Origin of the sequence: Eubacterium sp. AF16-48 (assembly GCF_003479405.1) — a bacterium.
Classification (GTDB): domain Bacteria; phylum Bacillota; class Clostridia; order Lachnospirales; family Lachnospiraceae; genus Eubacterium_G; species Eubacterium_G segne.
The window spans coordinates 90028-109789 of sequence record NZ_QUHB01000009.1 but is presented as its reverse complement, the minus strand read 5'-3'; the positions used below and the strand labels follow the sequence as shown (position 1 = coordinate 109789).

At 32.6% G+C, this 19762-nt stretch carries 22 protein-coding genes; all 22 read left to right on the top strand.

The genetic code is table 11. The features are described from left to right. The coding region (locus DWW68_RS10570; protein WP_147365676.1) for a cell wall hydrolase at positions 1–627 on the top strand (627 nt) is incomplete at its 5' end. 20 nt (positions 628–647) lie between these two features. Next, positions 648–1232 (top strand): hypothetical protein, encoded by a 585-nt coding sequence (locus DWW68_RS10565; RefSeq protein WP_118589963.1) that lies wholly within the window; start codon positions 648–650, stop codon positions 1230–1232. A gap of 275 nt (positions 1233–1507) precedes the next feature. Continuing rightward, on the top strand, positions 1508–2227 hold the full coding sequence (locus tag DWW68_RS10560; RefSeq protein WP_021952927.1) for a hypothetical protein: 720 nt from the start codon (positions 1508–1510) through the stop codon (positions 2225–2227). 131 nt (positions 2228–2358) lie between these two features. Beyond that, positions 2359–3132 carry a hypothetical protein gene (locus tag DWW68_RS10555; RefSeq protein ID WP_021952928.1) on the top strand — a complete coding sequence of 258 codons (774 nt, stop codon included), beginning with the start codon at positions 2359–2361 and terminating at the stop codon, positions 3130–3132. A 597-nt stretch (positions 3133–3729) separates the two neighbouring features. Then, on the top strand, positions 3730–4098 hold the full coding sequence (locus tag DWW68_RS10550; protein ID WP_021952929.1) for a hypothetical protein: 369 nt from the start codon (positions 3730–3732) through the stop codon (positions 4096–4098). Continuing rightward, positions 4095–4349 (top strand): hypothetical protein, encoded by a 255-nt coding sequence (locus tag DWW68_RS10545; protein ID WP_021952930.1) that lies wholly within the window; start codon positions 4095–4097, stop codon positions 4347–4349. Before DWW68_RS10550 ends, DWW68_RS10545 begins: the two co-directional genes overlap by 4 nt. Positions 4350–4376: 27 nt before the next feature. Beyond that, on the top strand, positions 4377–4676 hold the full coding sequence (locus DWW68_RS10540; protein ID WP_021952931.1) for a hypothetical protein: 300 nt from the start codon (positions 4377–4379) through the stop codon (positions 4674–4676). An 869-nt stretch (positions 4677–5545) separates the two neighbouring features. Further along, positions 5546–5908, top strand: coding sequence for a hypothetical protein (locus tag DWW68_RS10530; RefSeq protein ID WP_147365674.1), 363 nt, complete (start codon positions 5546–5548; stop codon positions 5906–5908). 262 nt (positions 5909–6170) lie between these two features. Then, complete coding sequence (locus DWW68_RS13495) at positions 6171–6320, top strand: hypothetical protein (protein WP_158576885.1); 150 nt, start codon at positions 6171–6173, stop codon at positions 6318–6320. A gap of 147 nt (positions 6321–6467) precedes the next feature. Continuing rightward, entirely contained in the window at positions 6468–6884 is a 417-nt protein-coding gene (locus DWW68_RS10525) for a hypothetical protein (protein ID WP_118589955.1), read from the top strand. A 196-nt stretch (positions 6885–7080) separates the two neighbouring features. Then, positions 7081–7800 carry a hypothetical protein gene (locus DWW68_RS10520; RefSeq protein WP_118589953.1) on the top strand — a complete coding sequence of 240 codons (720 nt, stop codon included), beginning with the start codon at positions 7081–7083 and terminating at the stop codon, positions 7798–7800. Between the two features lie 65 nt (positions 7801–7865). Next, positions 7866–8579, top strand: a complete 714-nt coding sequence (locus tag DWW68_RS10515) for a hypothetical protein (RefSeq protein WP_021952937.1) — start codon at positions 7866–7868, stop codon at positions 8577–8579. Positions 8580–9087: 508 nt separating this feature from the next. Beyond that, positions 9088–10065: an Rpn family recombination-promoting nuclease/putative transposase gene (locus DWW68_RS10510; protein WP_118595004.1), complete on the top strand. Its 978-nt coding sequence runs from the start codon at positions 9088–9090 to the stop codon at positions 10063–10065. A gap of 238 nt (positions 10066–10303) precedes the next feature. Next, positions 10304–11407, top strand: coding sequence for a hypothetical protein (locus DWW68_RS10505; RefSeq protein ID WP_118589951.1), 1104 nt, complete (start codon positions 10304–10306; stop codon positions 11405–11407). A gap of 12 nt (positions 11408–11419) precedes the next feature. Next, entirely contained in the window at positions 11420–12301 is an 882-nt protein-coding gene (locus tag DWW68_RS10500; protein WP_118589949.1) for a hypothetical protein, read from the top strand. 143 nt (positions 12302–12444) lie between these two features. Then, the gene (gene uvrC, locus DWW68_RS10495; RefSeq protein ID WP_118589947.1) at positions 12445–14349 is read left to right on the top strand and encodes an excinuclease ABC subunit UvrC; all 1905 of its coding nucleotides are present in this window, start codon (positions 12445–12447) and stop codon (positions 14347–14349) included. Positions 14350–14448: 99 nt separating this feature from the next. Beyond that, the gene (gene hprK / locus DWW68_RS10490) at positions 14449–15396 is read left to right on the top strand and encodes an HPr(Ser) kinase/phosphatase (protein WP_021951781.1); all 948 of its coding nucleotides are present in this window, start codon (positions 14449–14451) and stop codon (positions 15394–15396) included. A 19-nt stretch (positions 15397–15415) separates the two neighbouring features. After that, complete coding sequence (locus DWW68_RS10485) at positions 15416–16357, top strand: ROK family glucokinase (protein ID WP_118589945.1); 942 nt, start codon at positions 15416–15418, stop codon at positions 16355–16357. Positions 16358–16378: 21 nt separating this feature from the next. After that, positions 16379–17281 (top strand): UDP-N-acetylmuramate dehydrogenase, encoded by a 903-nt coding sequence (gene murB, locus DWW68_RS10480; protein WP_118589943.1) that lies wholly within the window; start codon positions 16379–16381, stop codon positions 17279–17281. A gap of 12 nt (positions 17282–17293) precedes the next feature. After that, a complete protein-coding gene (gene rapZ / locus DWW68_RS10475) occupies positions 17294–18154 on the top strand; it encodes an RNase adapter RapZ (RefSeq protein ID WP_021951784.1) in 861 nt (286 codons plus the stop codon). A gap of 19 nt (positions 18155–18173) precedes the next feature. Then, entirely contained in the window at positions 18174–19118 is a 945-nt protein-coding gene (gene whiA / locus DWW68_RS10470; RefSeq protein WP_021951785.1) for a DNA-binding protein WhiA, read from the top strand. Between the two features lie 65 nt (positions 19119–19183). Next, positions 19184–19441: an HPr family phosphocarrier protein gene (locus tag DWW68_RS10465; RefSeq protein ID WP_021951786.1), complete on the top strand. Its 258-nt coding sequence runs from the start codon at positions 19184–19186 to the stop codon at positions 19439–19441. Positions 19442–19762 lie beyond the last annotated feature (321 nt).

Genomic DNA, 19762 nt, shown 5'->3' with positions numbered 1-19762 from the left:
TGTTGGAATTTATATGCTTATTGTGCAAATAATCCAATTAACTATGTGGATCCGAGTGGACATACAGCCAGTTTGATACAAAGTGGGCAATACTTGCCGGCAGAAGCATGGGAGTCAATTAAAAAAATTGAAAAGGATAGTAATAGTAACAATAAGAATAATAAGAAAAAAAATAAATTAACAAAAGTGCAAAAATTATTTGTTGCTGTAATTGCAGGAGAGGCAATAGGAGAAGGCAAAAAATCATGGAAGGCTATAGCTCATATTATTATGAATAGAGTTAGAGATAAAACGCACGATTTTAAAAATTATAATACAGTTACCAAAGTTATTAAACAGCCATATCAGTTTTCAAGTTATTTCTATAAAGACAGGCAGTATTTAAAAGCAAAGAATTATTTGAAAAAGAGGAAACCTAAAAATAAAAGGTATGAGAGATTAATAAAAGCAGTTATTCCTATTTATAAGGGTAAGAAGAAGGATATAACTAAAGGGGCATTATTGTATTATAGTCCTAAATCGATGAATCCAAGGGGAAGTGAGCCATCATGGGATTTTAGTAAGTTAAAAGAAATTAAAATTAAAGGGATCGCTTCTAATAATTTTAGGTTTTATAAATATAAATAGTTAGGATTGGAGGTAAGAATGTGAAAAAAGCATTAATATGTTTTATATGTATCGTTGTTGTAATTGTAGCTGCTTATGGAGCAAAAAATATCAGTAGCAGCAAACAAGTTGAAAATGATACAACTTATGAAAAAGGTAGTGAAGATAAATTTGTAGAAGTGGAAACGTATAAAGAAAATGAGGAGGTTCTTTATAAATATACATTGCTTAATTCTGAAGGTAAAAATGTATATGAAGAAACCGGGTTATACAGAGAACCGAATGTAGAACAATTAGACAATGAGGTCGTAAGGGTTGGAGTTTCGGCAGGCTCTTCTGTTTATCAGGTTAGATATTTTGACACTATAAACAGTAAGATTTCTGAAATTTACTATACTCCATGGGATGAGTATAATAATAAATTAATTAGATTTGAAAACAAAAAGATGATAATTCAGGATATGTTTGATAAATCAAATTATTATAAGGAAGTCAAATTGGATATGCGTGACACGGCAGAACCTAATAGTGCAATAAAATCAGCTGAATTTTTAGATGATAACACTGTTAAAGTTACATATTTTTCTGAAGATGATGAAGAAATAACAAAAAAAATTAAACTGTAGAATAAGTTAAAGACTGAAAGTTTTAATATACAAATGTATTTATGAAAAAGCCGGTTGTTGTACATCGGATTTTAGAAACAACTTAATAACAAAATTGAATTGAACCAAATTGCTGCGCAATGGCCTGTCAGGGTTGTAGCGCAGTTTTTTTCGGCCTGTTATAGAAATCATTGCCATAATATCCATGCTTTTTAATGGAAACAGGATATATATACTAGTTGCAGAATATAGAAAATTGGAGTATCCTATAAATATAAATAGTGGAGGAAGCTTAAATGAAAAAAGGTGAAAAAATAATAATTTTAATTGTAGCATTAGTTTGTCTTGCAGGTTGTGGCACAGATAATGGAAAGGCTACAGAGAGTGTAGTTGAGGAGAGTAGTGTTAAGGAAAATGAGATTAATACTACAGAACAGGAAAGTGTTGTGGCTACAACGGAAATGGAAAGCAGCGTGGATGAAATGGGGACAAAATGCGAACCTATGAAGGAAAGCGATGCAAAAGATTTTTGGATAGATGGAAATACATATTTAATAAAAATGAGATATGTGATGGATGGAGAAGAAAGTTTATTTGATTCAGACGGAACAGCACAAATACACAAAGAGAGAGAATATAAGGATGGTTTAATATATAATATTATAATTAATTCCAATGATGGAAATGTTAAAAATAGAAGTATGGCTCATTTCTATGTGGAAAATGAAAAAATATATATAGTTGATGATTATGACAGTAATAATGAAAAAATTAAAGATGACTATTTGCAGCTAGTATATCAGCAAAAGGATATTGAAAACGATAATGGAAAGGGACTTTATTACAGTATAGTAAATATTGACGGCATAACGAAATTTAAATTATATACATATTTGGTTGAGACAAATTATTATAATAACATAGAATGGGGAAAGGAAAGAAATATTAATTTCTTTGAAAATGGGTATGGAGCACAGAGGGATTTGCTTCAAGTAAAATTCATAAAGAAAAATTAAAGTAACATCATGAAGGTTAAAATAACATATCATATTCGGAAGTATTCGCAATATGCAAAATGAAAGTATTTAAAGAAATACGATGTGATAAATTATATTACAATATTGAAAGATGAAAAGGATAAAAAACTATGTATCAGAGAAAAATTTTAAAGGTAAGAAAAATGGGAATTGTTTTATGTTTGGCTTTATCATTGAATATGGTAGGTTGTGCCGGAACTAAAACAAACACAGTGTCAGAAACAAGTGGAATTTCTGATGAAGTCACAACAGAAAACGGTAATGGTGTAGAAACAGTTTCGACTGGTGAGGCATCAGAAACCACTGCTGAAAAATTCAGTATTGAGGATAAAAATATATTGAAGGTTCTTGAAAATAAAAAGAAGTATTTTAATACAGAATTTAATGATTATCGTTACCTAAAGGACTACAGTTCAGGTAATTATATGGTCGATAATAATGACGGCAAATACGAATATTGTGGAAGTGGAGATGATAGTAGCTACAATTTAAGTGTGGACAACTGGTGTCAGGTGGATATGGACTCTGATGGTAACAAGGAAGTAGTTTTAGAGACAAAACATGAAATAGTATTAGTTTTCCACAGTGAAAAGGATAAAGTATATTGTTATGCATTTCGCTATAGAGGAATGAAATCGATTAAAACAGATGGAAGTTTTGCAGGTTCAAGTAGTGCAGCAAATACTTATATAGGAAAAATAAGATTTGCCAATGGAGAATGCTATTATGATGAGATGTGTGCTGATGATGAACTGGATGATGATAATCAGGTATATCACATCAATAAGAAGAATGTCAGCAAAGAGGAAGTTAAAGCATTTTTAGAAAAACAGGAGAAAAAGGAAGACGTTTTGTGGATGAAAGGTTATCCTACAGATAAGTAAACGGTGCGGGTTTTACCATAAAATGTGCTTTGCTTTGTGTGATTAAGGTAATGATAAAAATTCAGAAATATGATAACGAAGCTATAAAAGACACGTTGGAAAAAGAGCTGTTTAATAGTGATTGAAAATGGTGAAATACCAACGAACTAAAGAAGAGGAAAGGTATGTGTAAAGTGATTATGTATAACAGTAACCAATATGCAGAAATTTGTTTGAATGACGGATTATATGATAATTAATGGATTAATGCTGATGTCGTAACAATAAGTTATTTATAGTTTTTCTTTTATTGTATAGTGCAAGGTTTCGTTTATGAGACTAAGTTTTTAAAAAACAAATTTTTGGGGATTCTTCGGGAGGGGTTGGCGTTGCCAACCCCTTAAACTGCACCTTGAAAAAGACATCCCCTCAAAAAAAATGACTACCCTTTAATTATTTGAATATGTAAGTTTTTTAGAAAAATGGAATAATACATATATGCAAGAGAAAAATCATTTTCGAAAAATTTTAATAATATGTGAGAAAAGTACTGAGCAATTTTTTTCAAGGCAAGGATGATAATACATAATTTAATATGGATATTAGGAGTTATTTAATATGATAAAAAGGATAAGTAAGGTTTTCTTTATTTTTGTTACAGTGTTAGTCATTTTAGTGTTAGGATGCATACTCCTTAGAACAGAAAAATATGAGACTACTTCTATAGATTCAATTGGTAAATTCAAAGGAAATTTCTACTATGATATTACTTTATTTCCGAAGAATAAGATTGATAAATCAAAAGTAATCAAATATAAGTATAAATATATCGAAAGTTTATTGGATGATTCGCAGTACATTATTCTTACATATCAATATGATGATGATTATGATGAAGTGAAAAAAATGTTGTCGCTAATAGAAAATGAATATGGCAAGGTAACTTATAGTGATAGAAAATTTGATTTACCAGCATCCATTTTTTGATACTATTGGATTTTGAAGAGAGAAATCCTCAGGTTAAAAGTTTCAATGATGGAGAACTAAAATCTTTTTCAATGATTATAATAGATGCTCTCGGTGGAAAGTCTGGAGTAGAGACAAATGGTGAGGAAAAGAGTTTAAAAAGATTTAAAAAAATAATCTTTTTCGATGACAGTGCGGTCTTATACAGTTATAATGAAAAGGGACTGTGGACAAAGAAGTGTTGCAACAGTGGGAATCAAAGTTGCGTATGAGTGTGATAAAAATGGAGGTAGAACAGATTGGAAAAGATTGTTGTTGAGATGACATTTGATGCAGATATTATAGAAATCCCTAAAGAATTAGTACATGATTTGATAAAAATACAAGAAGAATTTGATGAATGGATACATGACAAATCAGTTAACCATAGTTATTGGATATATAAACATAACAAAAAGTATTGTCCGTGCTTTAGAGGAGATGCATTTGTAGAATATATTAATAATTTTGTATTAGAAAAAGATGCAAAAGAACGGGCAAAGGTATTGGAAGAATATATTACAGATTATGATAAATCTTTACCAAGTATTTGGTTTTAAAAATGTTAAAAGATGATATGATAATTTTTCTTACGGTATTTAATACATATGACTTATACGGATGAAATCGCACAGCAGATTGCAGAAGGAACATATAAAGGAAAAAACTAAAAAACCACTTATTGCACTTTAAAAAGGTAGGAATAGTATCATCAGTAAGTATAAACTTTATACTAAATATATTGGTACTCAATATATCAATATTTCTTTCTGTAGGAGGATTTGTTGCGGGAATACCAGGCATTTGGTCTGATAGAAGTCTTGATAATAAAATTACCATACCATTTAAATAAGTCAATTAATATATTTATTGCTTATAAATTTTAATTTGTATAAAATAGAAACCTCCTGTATACTACAAAAGACCGTAGTTTGTATAAGAGGTTTTTGTTTATAAGTAATGGAATACAAGAAAGGAGTATTACGAATGCATATAACTCTGAAGGGCGATTCAGTAATGAAAAAAAATATTAGTAAAATATATTTGGGAATTATCATTATACTATATAATGTATTTTCTTATATATATGCTACCGATGGCTTGAAAATTCAATTAGCGACTAAAATACAAAATAATAAGTATGATTATATAAAATATAATTATAATTCTATTAGTAACAAATTATATATAATATCAATTATAGGAATGATTATAACAGGAACAGTATTTTTGGTTTTTTCTACATACAAGATTTATACGTATATTAAAAGCCGTACAGACAAAAAAATATTACATATATTTATAATGTTAATGTTTCTTATTATTAGTATATTGTTTTTATACTTCTGTAGAAATTTTTTTGTGAATACCAATATGCTTATTGGAGAGGAAATGTAAATGAAAAATATTTTTGAATGAAAAAAGAAAAATGAAAGTAAAAGTTCAGACATTCTTTATTTCTTTGAGTATATTTGCGGTGGTTTTTATTTATTGTGCTATGGGACATTATGATAAAATGGGAATAAGAAGTGATGAAGATTCCGCGCAATATTATATGGGGGATGGGGAAATATATGTTCAGAACGATGCATACATAATCAATGTTAATAACGAGAACTTAAAATATCGCGTTACAGACGCCTATATCGATGTTTTAGGATATTTAGTCATTATGGAAAAGGATAAACTACATTTGATTGATGAGGAAAATCATGTATTTAGGGATTCCAAGGGGAATAAGTATGTTGCGTTGGAATATGCCTACTGGATTTCTTCGGATATCCAATGTTAAGGTAATGTGTAAATTTTAACAGGGAGATTTCATACGATGGAATAAAAATATCCAAAAAACACGAAGAATGGCAAGTGTAAAGAGAGTTATAAAGCAACAGTTTTATAAAGTCAAATAAAACATTATGAAAAAAGTAGGAGGAGTGACAAGTGGAAAAACAAATTAATTATTATACAAATAAAATAATAGATGAGTTGATAGTTAACAGTACTTGTCCTACAAATTCACTTAATAACAAAAAACTGAGTTGGAGGATATATATTTGAACAAGAAATTTAATTATTCAGTTTTAATTCCACCACTTTCAAAAGAGATAAAGGATTTGAATGAGGATGAGGCGAATGAATTTTTTAAATGGTACCAAACCGAAAGTAAAATACAGGGATGGAGGATACAAAAAATATACATATGACGAGTATGATAATTTCCAGATGAATGTATTATATAATAAAAATCAAGCTGTCGGAAACAAATAAAAAATAGGACATAAAAGAGACTAGAGATTCAGGTAGACAGGAGAGATTAGTTATTAAATTTTACAAAGGGAGAGGATTTATTTGTGAAAAAAATAATTAAACCAATCGTTGTCATTTTTACAATATTATTAGGATATATATGTGTAAATTCTGTAATTATTTATCATTATCTACATGAATATGGATACGGAATAAATGAATTACTAAAGACAGTTGCTGTTTGGATGAGGGTAAGTGATGGATTTACAGTATCTGAAAGTGATAATGCAGATTTTTTTATTGGTAGAAGTTATTCTGGTTATTATAAAAAGATGTGTGAGAAAAAAGGTTATTATGTGGAACAAATGGGAAGAGATATGATTGCTACAAATAGTCAAAAGCGGTATGAAAGTATTTATTTTAGCCCGGACATTGATGTGTGGTGCCATTGGTTCAGATTGTATGAAATATGTTCCAATGACGGAAAAATCACAATAGATGAATTTAGAAAATTAGAGTAAAAAGTGAATGTCAATAGGATGCTTAAACAGATTTATAAGTATGTAAAAAGAGGGCAATCACCGGAAGGCTCTTATAAAATATCGTCTAGATGTGGATGCGAGAGGAAATCAGATAGAGGTAACGGATTGAAGGTCATAGACGACCACAAAGTATACATTGGTGGTACAGCTATTGCATGAAAGGAAAATAAAAATTATGGTTGAATTATATGAAGATATGCATGGAGAAATAGTAGTTACCTTATTAAGAATAATGCTGGGTATATTGTTACTTATCAGTCAGAAAATAATACCAGGGAGATTTAAAGAATTTATTGTAACATCTTATTATGGAGTATTGGTATGTATGATTACAACTTATGTATCAAATCTCAAAATATCAAGTATGATAATAGGTATTGTGTTAGGACTGGTTGTTAGTGTAATGTTAACTATTTATAATAAAACAGAGGATTTTACTAATTTAATAGTAATATTCATTGCCATGTATGAAATAATGGAAGTAATAGTATATGCGTTTAACTTTGATTTTTCTTCCTTTGCTACTAATATTATGGATGTTTATGCAGATAACAGAAACATGTATTTTAAAGCTGTGGTGGCTCTCTATATAACAGTCATCAGTTATATTGTGATAAGTACCAAGGAAAAAGCAAGGAACTACTTGCAGAAAAATAAACATTTTTGGTTGGGAATATTTTTCATAGTGGGAGCTGTTTTTGCAAATACATTACATCCATTAGAAATTCCATATACAACAAAAGATTTATGGTTTATATTGTGGAATATAAATTATAGTCATGACGAATTTTGGCTACCTATACTTATTTTATTCATTGTATTAATAATCAAAATAATTATTAATATATTGAGAAAAAATACGAATGTTATAAATAAGAGTGAAAAGCCTATTTGAAATATAAAAAAGTAACTATGCTTGTCACGAATGAATATAGAAATTAATTTAGATAGGAGCATACTGTGAAGGAATTAGAAGATATAATTATTCAATATGAGTCTGTATTTTATAATATAAATATATTAGAAGTAGTTTTAGGTGTTACAATTATGATTTTGTCACCATTAAAAAAAGGTTATAGTCTGATAAATTTTATTATTGCAATTTATTTAGGAATAGGAATTGGCAGTGCCGTAGGATTTGAATTGCTATTTTCAGTTACCGGAATGTTAGTAGGAATGTGTATAGGAAGTATTGTTGCTTTATTAATAACATTCACATGCGGGAATAAGATAAATTATGCATTATTTGCGTTGGTACTAAAAACGACCATAATTGTCATTTGTAATTATTTTAGTAATGAATTACATTATTCAGTTAACAATGCAAGCCTTATGTTTGCCATTGTCATTTCTCTGATAATCTGTATTGGTGAATATTTGATTAATAGAAAAGATTCCATTAGATATTTATATAATAAGTATTTGTATGCAATATTTGGAATACTGGAAGTATCGGCAGGAATTGTATGTTGGCACAGATACGATTTGTGCAGTGTGATGAAGTTTTTAACGAATGTAGATTATTATTACTTTTTTACATATTTATGGAAAATAGATATGTCAATCGCAGGTCAGTCAGAAGACTGGTTTATTATGATAATGTTAATTTTGCCGGTTCAGGTTGTGTATATGATATATATTAGATTGAAAAAAGATAAAAAAGCTACTGTATAATATTTTATGACAAGATTGCTTGGAATAAAGAATAAAATTGAAGTAATCAATAAAAAGTATATTATGTTGATATAAACCATAGTATGGGAAATTTTGTTTGGCTTAAGAAAAAGGATTCAAAGTGGAAAATGACAGTCTGGAATACAGCATGGTCAGAACAAGGCAGTGCCAGTGGTGTGATATTTACATATTACGGATAAATTAAATGTACATAATTTGGAATGGAAGGTTTATGCAGAGATCATTTTTGAGAAAGTGTTTTTTGTGCATTAATGACAGCTTTTTGAATAAATGTACAAAAAATATATAAGTGAACAGATACAACCTGACAACACAACAAAATATATGTAATATAGTAAATGTAAGATGTAAATAAATATTATGATTCGAGTGGCGAAAGTGGATTTTATTGCTCACTATTGTATTTTTTTTACATCGGGTGTATACTATAAAGAAATTAAGAAAAACTAATAGTATACACCTCGAAATATTATACGAGGGGTGTTATATGGGAAAAAAGGATATAGCAACTAAAAAGTACATGTCAGATAACGTGAGATTTGCAGATGTGTTTAACTATGCCATATATGGGGGAAGGCAGATTATAAAACATGACATGTTAAAGGAAATCAGTGCAGAGGAACTGTTATTAATGGAAGGGGAAAATGGAAGACTAATTACCAGGGACAGAGTAAGGGACTTGGAGAAGATGTGTGTCATAAAGAAAAGCGGTAACATTGTCTACATGCTTTTGGGAATTGAAAATGCATCCAATGTACATTATGCCCAACCGGTAAGAAACGGTCTGTATGATTTTATGGGGTACGCCGACCAGGTGGAGAGAAAGTCGAAAGAAAACAGAAGAAAGAGAAAGCTAAGGGACAGCAGTGAATTTTTGTCAGGGCTTAAGAAAGAAGACAAGATAGCCGGAATAATAACCCTGACGGTATATTTTGGAGACAGACCATGGGACGGCCCAAGAAGTCTCCACGAAATGTTAAGCATTGATGATAAGGAAATATTAAAATTAATTCCGGATTACAGGATTAATCTCATAGATCCCCATGAGATTAACAATTCAGAGAAGTTTATGTCGGATTTTAGATACATAATAGAATTTATGAAGGCATCAGGGGATAAGGAAAAGATGAACAGTCTTTTAAATGAAAAACATAACATATACTCAAACATGGAAAGGGATGCCATGGTGGTAATTAGGGAATGGGCAAACATTAACATAAAGTTTGACGAGAAGGAGGAAAAGCAGGAAATGTGTAAGGCAATTGATGACATGATGAGGGATGCAAGAATGAGTGGGGAAGCATTAGGAGAAGCAAGAGGAGAAGCAAGAGGAAGAGAAGCTGAACGTAAAAGAATGCAGGAGAAGCTGGACGAAAAGCAAAGTCAAATAGAAAAAGAACGTAGAAGATATGAAAAAGAAATAGAGGAATTAAAGAGGCAGCTTGCCGAGAAACAGACAGCCTAAAAGACATAATTATTAGAACAAAGTTATAGAATTCAAAGCCCGATTTAGGGGGATGGTCCTATAACTTTTTTCATACAATAGGTTGTAAAAAAATAAAAAAATAATGTAAAAATTTTTCAAAAAATGATGGACAAGAGTTGTGTTTGTGATAGAATAAAATTAGTTTTGAAAGTAGATATTTGGGTATGAATGCTACTACAAAATTGAAATTTAATGTATGAATCAAAGGAGAAAAACGGTGAGGAAAACAGTAAGAAAAATCATGGCATTAGTGCTAATGGGAGTTGCAACTTTCGGCTTGGTTGCATGTGGTAGTGTTGAAGAAAAAACGGGTATTGAAACAAGTGGGAATGATGTTATGAAAATGTCAGGTGAAAAATCACAAATCCATTTAACACAGACAAAAGAAACAGATGAAGGTTTTGAAGTGCCTGATCCTAAAAAGACAAATGGAACAGTTGAGGTTGTTATTCACAAATGTCAATATGCAGAAGAAACTGACGCCACATTTTGCACGGAAAAAAAGGATGAACCAACGTATGATTTATCCTATCTTGGATTTAAGGATAGGGTATATATCACTAACGCTACTGTAGGTAATATTAGCGGAGAAGGGGAATGTCTTGTATTAGTTATTGATGAAAACAAAAATGTGGATATTAATGAAAATTATGCTTATATTGCAGTGCTGGATTATAAAAACAAGAAAAGTTATCTGACAAGGACTGACATATTTGCAGGTTTGGGTGGCAGAGACGAACAGTTGAATCTGTGGGATGTTACGGGAGACGGTAAAGATGAAGTGATTTTGTCCAGCGAACCTAATATGCATGTTGACTGGAATCTTTATGAATTCACAGGTAAGGAATTAAAAAGAATATACAGTAATGTTGAGACGGCAGAGTTGGAGAGAGATGCATTTCGTGTCGAATTGTTGGACGATTATAAAATGAAAATCACAGGAGTTAAATTTAATTATGAGCAGATAATTTCTCTTTTAGATTTAGGATGCCAAAAAAGTGAATTGGAATATGTAGATCCAAATGATTTGGATAGATCAGATAATCAGGCTGCTCGTGTTTACAAAGAAGGCAAACTTGGAATGACTGAAGAAGATACAGCCGGTGCATTGAGTTTACATGCTTTAATGGCAGAAACATGGGATAACCATTATGCGGAATATGATTATTTCAAAGAAAGAAATGATGATAAAACAATCAGGACTTCACTGAGGATTACTATTGGCTCTAAAGAGATTGGTAAGCTGAACGTGTATTTAAAATATGATGCGGAAACTGATTCACTGGTGATTGGCAGGGCAGAATTTGTAGGAGAAAAGTAGGGAGAAAACAAAATGAAAAAGATAGCATTAGTAACTATTTTATCAGCATTAGTGATAACTTTAATAGGATGTGGTACATCAAAGAACAAGGTTGAAAACGACACTTCTGAAAAAATAACAGTGAACTATAAAAATGAAATTAAAAAATTAACTGATAAAGAAGTGTTTAAAATGGTTGTGGACGATTTTGATGAGGATGGAGAGGAAGAGGCATTTGCATTAACAAAGGGCAAACAGAACGGAGATGAAAGTGAGTTTGAACTTTGGTTCTTAAATTCGAAGGAAAGCAAAAAATTAGCAGATGCATTCATAGCTACAAGTGATACGTCAATTGAAACAATTAATCTGGGGCATAAGTATGTGCTTTTTAATGAGGTACAGGTGAGACAGAATGATGAAATGAAGACCATAATATATGGAGTGGAAAAAAATCAGGCAGTCGAATTGTATTCTAAAAATAGAATTAATTTATTCGTAGAAAATAATGAACTGTACGCATATAACTATTCATATTATGAATTACAATCCGATTTTAAGGACTGGATGAGTTTATCTCAACAGAAATATCATTTTAAATGGGATGATAATTCGAAGACATGTAAGGAATACGAGGCTAAAGAAATATCAGAAGAGGAATTCTTTAAAATGTCAAATGCTAAGAACGTAAAGGAAAAAATTGACAATGAAATTAAGAATAAATATTCCAAAACTCTTGAAAATGTAAAATATACTTACTTACTGAGGGAAGATGACACAGTGGATGTTAATATGTTGGTGGAATTAAAGGACAAAAGTCAATATAAGTATTATGTAACGGTTTCATGCAAGGATAATACTTTGGAAACGGACGTGAATATTCTTGAAGGAAATAAAGAGTTAAAATTAAATATTTAAATTGAAATATATGTGAGCTGTTTCTTCAGAGTTTTGTAAGCTTTAAAGAAGCAGCTTTTTTATACGTTATTTTCTAAAATTCAAAATGTATTTCCAATGATTAGTGGCTAGTCATACTGCCTGCAATTTGGTACAATAGCCATATGAGTGAGTTTAATTTTTCAGAGGAATTGAAGAAAATGCCGGAAACGCCGGGAGTTTATCTTATGCATGATAAACGGGACGACGTTATATATGTAGGTAAGGCAGTTAATTTAAAAAGGCGGGTAAGTTCATATTTTAGGGAAAGCACTAAGAAGAGCCTGAAAATTCAGTCAATGGTTTCAAATATCAAAAGGTTTGAATATATATTGACAGATTCCGAATTAGAGGCCCTCATTTTAGAGTGTAACCTTATAAAAGAATACAGACCAAAGTACAACACCATGCTTATGGATGACAAGACTTATCCATATGTCATGGTTACTTTGCGTGAAGATTATCCGAGAATACTTTTAGCCCGAAGAATGAAAAAAGACAATAATAAATATTTTGGCCCCTTTACCAGTGCCGGGGCAGTTCGTGACACCATAGATTTATTACAGAAAATGTATAAAATCAGAAATTGTAATAAAACCATAATAGATAATAGAAAACCATGGGAGGAACAGGAGGATAAAAAGGAAGTTCCCCATGTTAATGGACGACCTTGTTTGTACTATCATATTGGGCAATGCGATGGAGCGTGTCAGGGATATATATCGAAAGAAAAATATCGGGAGAATGTAGATAAGGCAATAAAATTTCTAGAGGGTAATTACAGAGACACCATCAAGGAACTAGAGGAAAAGATGCAAAAGGCATCGGCAGAACTGGATTTTGAAAAGGCTATGGAGTGCCGTGATTTAATAAACAGTATTAACCACGTGGCAGGTAATCAGAAAATAACAACCCATCAATTTGAAGACAGAGATATTATTGCATATGCAGAAGAGGGTAATGATGCAGTGGTTCAGGTATTTTTTGTGAGAAACGGAAAACTCATAGGAAGGGAACATTTTTATCTGACAACAGTTCCGGGAGATACGGGAAGGGACATTCTTACGAGCTTTATCAAACAATATTATATAGGAACACCTTTTATTCCCCACGAATTACTGGTACAGGAGGAGGTAGAAGAGCCGGAATTATTATCAAAATTGCTTAGCAGAAATCAGAATTATACTGTTAAAATAGTAAATCCTAAAAAGGGAAGTAAGGAAAAGTTAGTGGAACTGGCAGCTAAGAATGCTGAAAATCTGTTAGAGCAAAACAAGGAAAAATACAGACGTGAGCAGAGAAAGACCACAGGTGCAGTTCATGAAATAGAGGAACTTACGGGAATTACCGGAATTCACAGAATGGAGTCATATGATATATCAAATACCAATGGATATGAATCTGTGGCATCCATGATTGTGTATGAGGACGGCAAACCAAAGAGAAATAACTATCGAAAGTTCAAAATTAAATCCGTAAAGGGACCGGACGATTACGCCAGCATGGAAGAGGTTCTTACAAGACGTTTTAAACATGGTTTGGAAGAGCGTGAGAAACTGGATTTAGAAGACGGTGATTACAATATGGGAAGTTTTAGTAAGTTTCCGGATGTGCTTTTAATGGACGGAGGAAAAGGACAGGTAAATGTAGCTCTTAAAGTTCTTGACAATTTAGGAATAAATATTCCTGTATGTGGAATGGTTAAGGATGACAATCATAGAACAAGAGGTTTATATTATAATAATGTGGAAATACCAATAGATAGCCATTCTGAAGGTTTTAAACTTATTACAAGAATACAGGATGAAACCCACAGATTTGCCATTGAATATCATAGAAGTCTTAGAAATAAAGGACAGGTACATTCTATTTTAGATGATATTCCGGGAGTGGGACCTACAAGGCGAAAAGCACTTATGAGACATTTTAAAACTCTGGAAAATATCAGAACTGCCACGGTGGAGGAATTGGAGAAAGCACCATCTATGAATGAAAATGTAGCTAAGGATGTATATAAGTTCTTTCACTAAATTTAAAAATAATGTGTACAAAAAAATGCCCGGATGATATTATATCAGACAGGAGTAAAGTTATAAAATATTAATAATAACAGGAGAGGAGAGCATAAAATGGAATCAGATATCAGCATCAAATTTACAAAGATTGTAGAGTATTACAAACTTACAAATCATACACCATCAGTGGATACAGATAAAATTAAGATTACCATACCGGAAGTAAACAGACCGGCATTACAGCTGGCAGGCTTTTTTGAACATTTTGATAAAGAAAGAGTTCAGATTATTGGAAATGTGGAATGTGCATTTTTAGATAACATGGAAAGAAAAAACAGACAATGGGTGTATGAGAAACTGATGAGCAGCGGTATACCGTGTCTTATTCTTTGTCGTGGAAATAAGCCGGATGAGGATATGATTGAAATTGGAGCAAAGCATGGAGTTCCTATTTTATCAACAGATATGGCTACATCCAGATTTAACGCTGAACTGTCAAGATGGTTAAATGTTGAACTGGCACCTTGCATTACAAGACATGGAGTTTTGGTGGATGTTTATGGTGAAGGTGTGCTGATTATGGGTGAAAGCGGAATTGGAAAAAGTGAAGCAGCCCTTGAACTGATAAAGAGAGGACATCGTTTAGTTACAGATGATGTGGTGGAAATCAGAAAAGTAAGTGATGAAACATTGATTGGAACATCACCTGAAATAACCAAGCATTTTATTGAACTTCGAGGCATTGGAATTATTGATGTTAAGGCATTGTTTGGTGTTGAAAGTATTTTGGATACGGCAAACATTGATATGGTTATTAAACTGGAAGAGTGGGATAGAGAAAAAGAATATGACAGAATGGGTCTTGTGGACAATTACATTGAATTTCTGGGAAATAAAGTAGTGTGTCACTCCATTCCTATCAGACCGGGACGAAATCTTGCAGTTATTGTTGAGTCAGCGGCGGTTAACCACAGACAGAAGAGAATGGGATATAATGCGGCACAGGAATTATATAATCGTGTAGAAAAAAATATGAAGAAAGCAACAGAAGACGATGAATAAAATAATTTAGGAGGAAAAAATGAAAGAGTATTGTTTTGGAATTGATGTTGGAGGAACTACAATAAAGATAGGTTTCTTTAAAAATAATGGAGAAGTTTTAGATAAGTGGGAAATTACTACAAGAACAGAAAATTTTGGTGAAAATATTCTTGCAGATATATGTGAGGCTTTAGAGGGTAAATTAGTAAAAGAAGGCATCAGCCTTGATGAAATAGAAGGTATTGGAATTGGACTTCCGGGACCTGTTTTAGCAGATGGAACAGTTTTACAGTGTGTAAATTTAGGATGGGGAACTTTCAATGTTGAACAGAAGCTTTCTGAAATGTTCCATGGTATAAAGGTTAAAGCCGGAAATGATGCAAACGTAGCTGCCCTTGGTGAAGCATGGAAAGGTGGCGGAAAAGGTTATGATGACATTGTAATGATTACTCTTGGAACCGGTGTAGGTGGCGGAGTCATTATTAATGGTAAGATTCTTACAGGCTACAATGGTGGTGCAGGAGAAATCGGACATATGCATATGCAGGATGGAGAAGAGGAACAGTGTAATTGTGGAAGACATGGATGTCTGGAGCAGTATGCATCTGCCACAGGAGTTGTACGACTTGCAAAGAGATATATGGCAGCTCATAGTGACGAAAAATTAAATGAATTCGGGGAAAATATTACAGCTAAGGATGTTTTTGATTTGGCAAAAGAAGGAAATGAAGGTGCAATAACCATAACAAAGCAGATGGGCAACTATCTTGGAAAGGCTATGTCACATATTGCAGCGACAGTAAACCCACAGGCGTTTATCATAGGTGGAGGAGTAAGTAAGGCAGGTTCATACCTTATTGATGTTGTAAAGGATACATATAGGGAAACATGTTTTTCAGCATGTGGAGATGCAGCAGTTCATTTGGCAGAATTGGGAAATGATGCAGGAATGTTTGGTTCAGCAGCATTAATAATAAAATAATTTGTTAGGAGTGATTTTTTCATGACACAGCAGTTAATAGACAGATTAAAGGAAATTGTTGGAGAAGAATTTGTTAAGGAAAACGAAAATATGGCAAAGCACTGTACCTTTAAGTGCGGTGGAAATGCAGCCCTTTACGTAATTCCGGGGTCAATAGATGAATTAGTGGATACAGTAAAGGCATGCAGAGCGGAAAATGCACCATATATGGTTATAGGTAACGGAAGTAATATCCTTGTAAGAGATGAGGGATATGATGGCATAATAATTGAAGTAAATTCAAGGATTAATACCATAGATGTTATCGGAGAGGAAATTGTGGCAGATGCCGGAGCCAAATTATCAGCAATTGCCATGACGGCAGCAGTAAATGACTTAGGTGGTTTTGAATTTGCCCATGGAATACCGGGAAATGTAGGCGGAGCCGTTGTTATGAATGCAGGGGCTTATGGTGGTGAAATGAAGGATGTAATTAAGTGGGTAAAGGTTTTAGACAGGGATGGAAATGTCAGAAAACTAGATATATCAGAGCTTGATATGGGATATAGAACCAGCAGAATTGCAAAAGAAGGAATGATAGTTCTTCAGATGTGCATTGGCTTATTTATAGGAACTTCAGAGGAAATCAGTTTGATTATGCAGATGCTTATGCAAAAGAGAAAGGCAAAGCAGCCGTTGGAATTTCCAAGTGCCGGAAGTACATTCAAAAGGCCTGAGGGCTATTTTGCCGGAAAGCTTATTGAAGATGCAGGTCTTAAAGGCTACAGGGTAGGCGGTGCCATGGTTTCAGAAAAGCATTGTGGATTTGTTATTAATTACAGTAATGCAACGGCAACTGATGTTTTGCAGGTTATAAATGACGTGGAGAAAACTGTAAAAGAGAAATTTAATGTTACATTAGAACCGGAAGTTAAAATTATTTAAAGGGAGACAGCAATGCGGTTTGTTATAGTTACAGGAATGTCAGGAGCCGGAAAAATTACGGCTCTTAAGATATTCGAGGATAATGGATATTATTGTGTAGACAATTTGCCTATAGATTTAATAGAAAATTTTGCTGATTTACTGTTTAGTCAGACCAGCGAAAAAAACAAGGTTGCCATTGGAGTTGATATACGAAGTGGCAACAATTTAGACAGAATAAATGAAGTATTGGAAAATCTGCGTATTAAGGACCAGAATTATGAGATTCTGTTTTTAGACTGCAATAACAGCACCTTAATTAAGCGTTTTAAAGAAACAAGAAGAAGCCATCCTATGGGTGATGCGGACAGTGTTGAAAATGAAATTAACACAGAAAGAAAAAAGCTTGCATTTTTAAGAAAGCAGGCAGACTATATTATTGATACCAGCAATCTTCTTGTGAGAAATTTAAGAACTGAAATTGAAAAGATTTTTGTTATGAATAAGGAATACAGAAACCTTTTTGTAACAATAATGTCTTTTGGCTTCAAATTTGGAGTGCCGGCAGACTGTGATTTGGTTTTTGATGTGAGGTTTTTGCCTAACCCTTATTATATTCCGGAGTTAAAGCATAAAACCGGTGAAGATAAGGAGGTGCAGGATTTTGTATTAGATTCGGAAGTATCTAAGGAATTTTTAGAGAAACTTACGGATATGGTAAAATTTTTGATTCCTAATTACATAGATGAAGGAAAAAACCAGCTGGTTATTGGAATAGGATGTACCGGAGGACATCACAGGTCAGTAACCGTGGCGAAGGAATTGTACAAGCAGCTTGACAGCGCAGATGCAGGATACGGCATCAGAATAGCCCATAGGGATATTACCAGATAAAATCATGGAGGAAAATATTATGAGTTTCTCCCAAGAGGTGAAAGAAGAGTTAGCCACTCACATAAGTAGTGCAATGCATTGTAAGATCGCAGAGACTGCGGCTATTTTATCCATGTGTGGAAGTGTTGCCATTGACGAAAATGGAAAGTATTCCGTGAGATTCCGTACTGAAACCAAGGTAACGGCAGATAAGCTTAAGCAGCTTTTATGGAAAACTTTTCGTATTGAGACAGAAATTGTATCAAGAAATAATGCATATTCAAAAAGTCAAAAGACATATACTATTACCATAAAGGAACATGATGAGGCGTTAAAAGTTTTGCAGGCAACGAAACTGATTAATTCTTATGGTGATATAGAGGAGAATTTATCAATAACAAATAATGTTATTATAATGAAGGACTGTTGCAAACGTGCCTTTATCAGAGGGGCGTTTATGGCAGCAGGTTCCATTAATGATCCTCAGAAATCCTACCACTTTGAGATAAAGTGTAGCAGTGATAAAAAGTCGGAACAAATAATAAATTTACTTAAAAATTTCAATATTGAAGCGAAAACAGTTGCAAGAAAAGGTCATTTTGTGGTATATATCAAAGAAGGCGAAGGAATTATTAATGTTTTAAATGTTATGGAGGCTCACGTTGCTTTAATGAAGATGGAAAATATCCGTATTCTTAAGGATATGAGTAACTACTATAACAGGCAGGTTAATTGTGAAACTGCAAACATTAAAAAGACGGTTTCTACTTCTATAAGACAGATTGATGACATAAATATGATTATAGAAAAAAAAGGTTTGTCGTATTTACCTGAAAAATTACAGGATATTGCTACTGTCAGAGTGGAAAATCCTGATGCTTCATTACAGGAGCTAGGGGAAATGCTGGACCCGCCATTAGGAAAGTCGGGAGTTAATCATCGGTTAAGAAAGATTTGTCGTATTGCAGACGAATTGAGGGATTAACTGCTGAAAATTTGGTCCCATTGCAAATGAATTAAGGGAATGACCCTTTAGAAAGGAAGTATAAAATGACAACAAAGGACATTACGATTGATATCAAGCAGGGTGTGGAAGCTAGCCCGGTGGCTAAATGTGTACAGGTTGCAAGCCAGTTTGAAAGTAAAATCTATGTTGAGTACGAGACAAAGAAGGTTAATGCAAAGAGCATTATGGGAATGATGGCTTTAGGACTTGTGCCGGGACAGACAGTAAAGGTTTCTGCAGATGGTGCAGATGAGGCACAGGCAATAGAAAGCATAGAAAAATATTTAGGAAACAAAAATTAAGAAATTAAATTAGAGTAAAATAAAACGAGCCGGCTTAGGGTTGATAAAGTCAACTATGGAGCCGGTTCTTTTTATCATGGACAAAAGGGGAGTAATGATGTTGTTATATCAGGAAAACTAAAAAATAACAGAATATACAAAAAAATGGACACTTGAAAAAATATGTGAAAAATAAGATACTAATACTAACAAATGAAAAGCAAAAAAAATATTATTAGCATATTAACTATCTTTGAATGTTTTTCTCTATATAATTTTTTAAAACCCCGGGTCTTTTAAGGCCTGGGGTTTTAAAATGCAGTAATTATTATAAAAAAGCGG

Excerpts from the sequence above, each read along its gene's own strand:
- DWW68_RS10560 (WP_021952927.1), top strand. The coding sequence starts at position 1,508 with ATGAAAAAAGGTGAAAAAATAATAATTTTAATTGTAGCATTAGTTTGT.
- DWW68_RS10555 (WP_021952928.1), top strand. The coding sequence starts at position 2,359 with ATGTATCAGAGAAAAATTTTAAAGGTAAGAAAAATGGGAATTGTTTTA.
- DWW68_RS10550 (WP_021952929.1), top strand. The coding sequence starts at position 3,730 with ATGATAAAAAGGATAAGTAAGGTTTTCTTTATTTTTGTTACAGTGTTA.
- DWW68_RS10530 (WP_147365674.1), top strand. The coding sequence starts at position 5,546 with ATGAAAGTAAAAGTTCAGACATTCTTTATTTCTTTGAGTATATTTGCG.
- DWW68_RS10520 (WP_118589953.1), top strand. The coding sequence starts at position 7,081 with ATGGTTGAATTATATGAAGATATGCATGGAGAAATAGTAGTTACCTTA.
- DWW68_RS10510 (WP_118595004.1), top strand. The coding sequence starts at position 9,088 with ATGGGAAAAAAGGATATAGCAACTAAAAAGTACATGTCAGATAACGTG.
- DWW68_RS10500 (WP_118589949.1), top strand. The coding sequence starts at position 11,420 with ATGAAAAAGATAGCATTAGTAACTATTTTATCAGCATTAGTGATAACT.
- uvrC (WP_118589947.1), top strand. The coding sequence starts at position 12,445 with ATGAGTGAGTTTAATTTTTCAGAGGAATTGAAGAAAATGCCGGAAACG.
- hprK (WP_021951781.1), top strand. The coding sequence starts at position 14,449 with ATGGAATCAGATATCAGCATCAAATTTACAAAGATTGTAGAGTATTAC.
- DWW68_RS10485 (WP_118589945.1), top strand. The coding sequence starts at position 15,416 with ATGAAAGAGTATTGTTTTGGAATTGATGTTGGAGGAACTACAATAAAG.
- murB (WP_118589943.1), top strand. The coding sequence starts at position 16,379 with ATGACACAGCAGTTAATAGACAGATTAAAGGAAATTGTTGGAGAAGAA.
- rapZ (WP_021951784.1), top strand. The coding sequence starts at position 17,294 with ATGCGGTTTGTTATAGTTACAGGAATGTCAGGAGCCGGAAAAATTACG.
- whiA (WP_021951785.1), top strand. The coding sequence starts at position 18,174 with ATGAGTTTCTCCCAAGAGGTGAAAGAAGAGTTAGCCACTCACATAAGT.
- DWW68_RS10465 (WP_021951786.1), top strand. The coding sequence starts at position 19,184 with ATGACAACAAAGGACATTACGATTGATATCAAGCAGGGTGTGGAAGCT.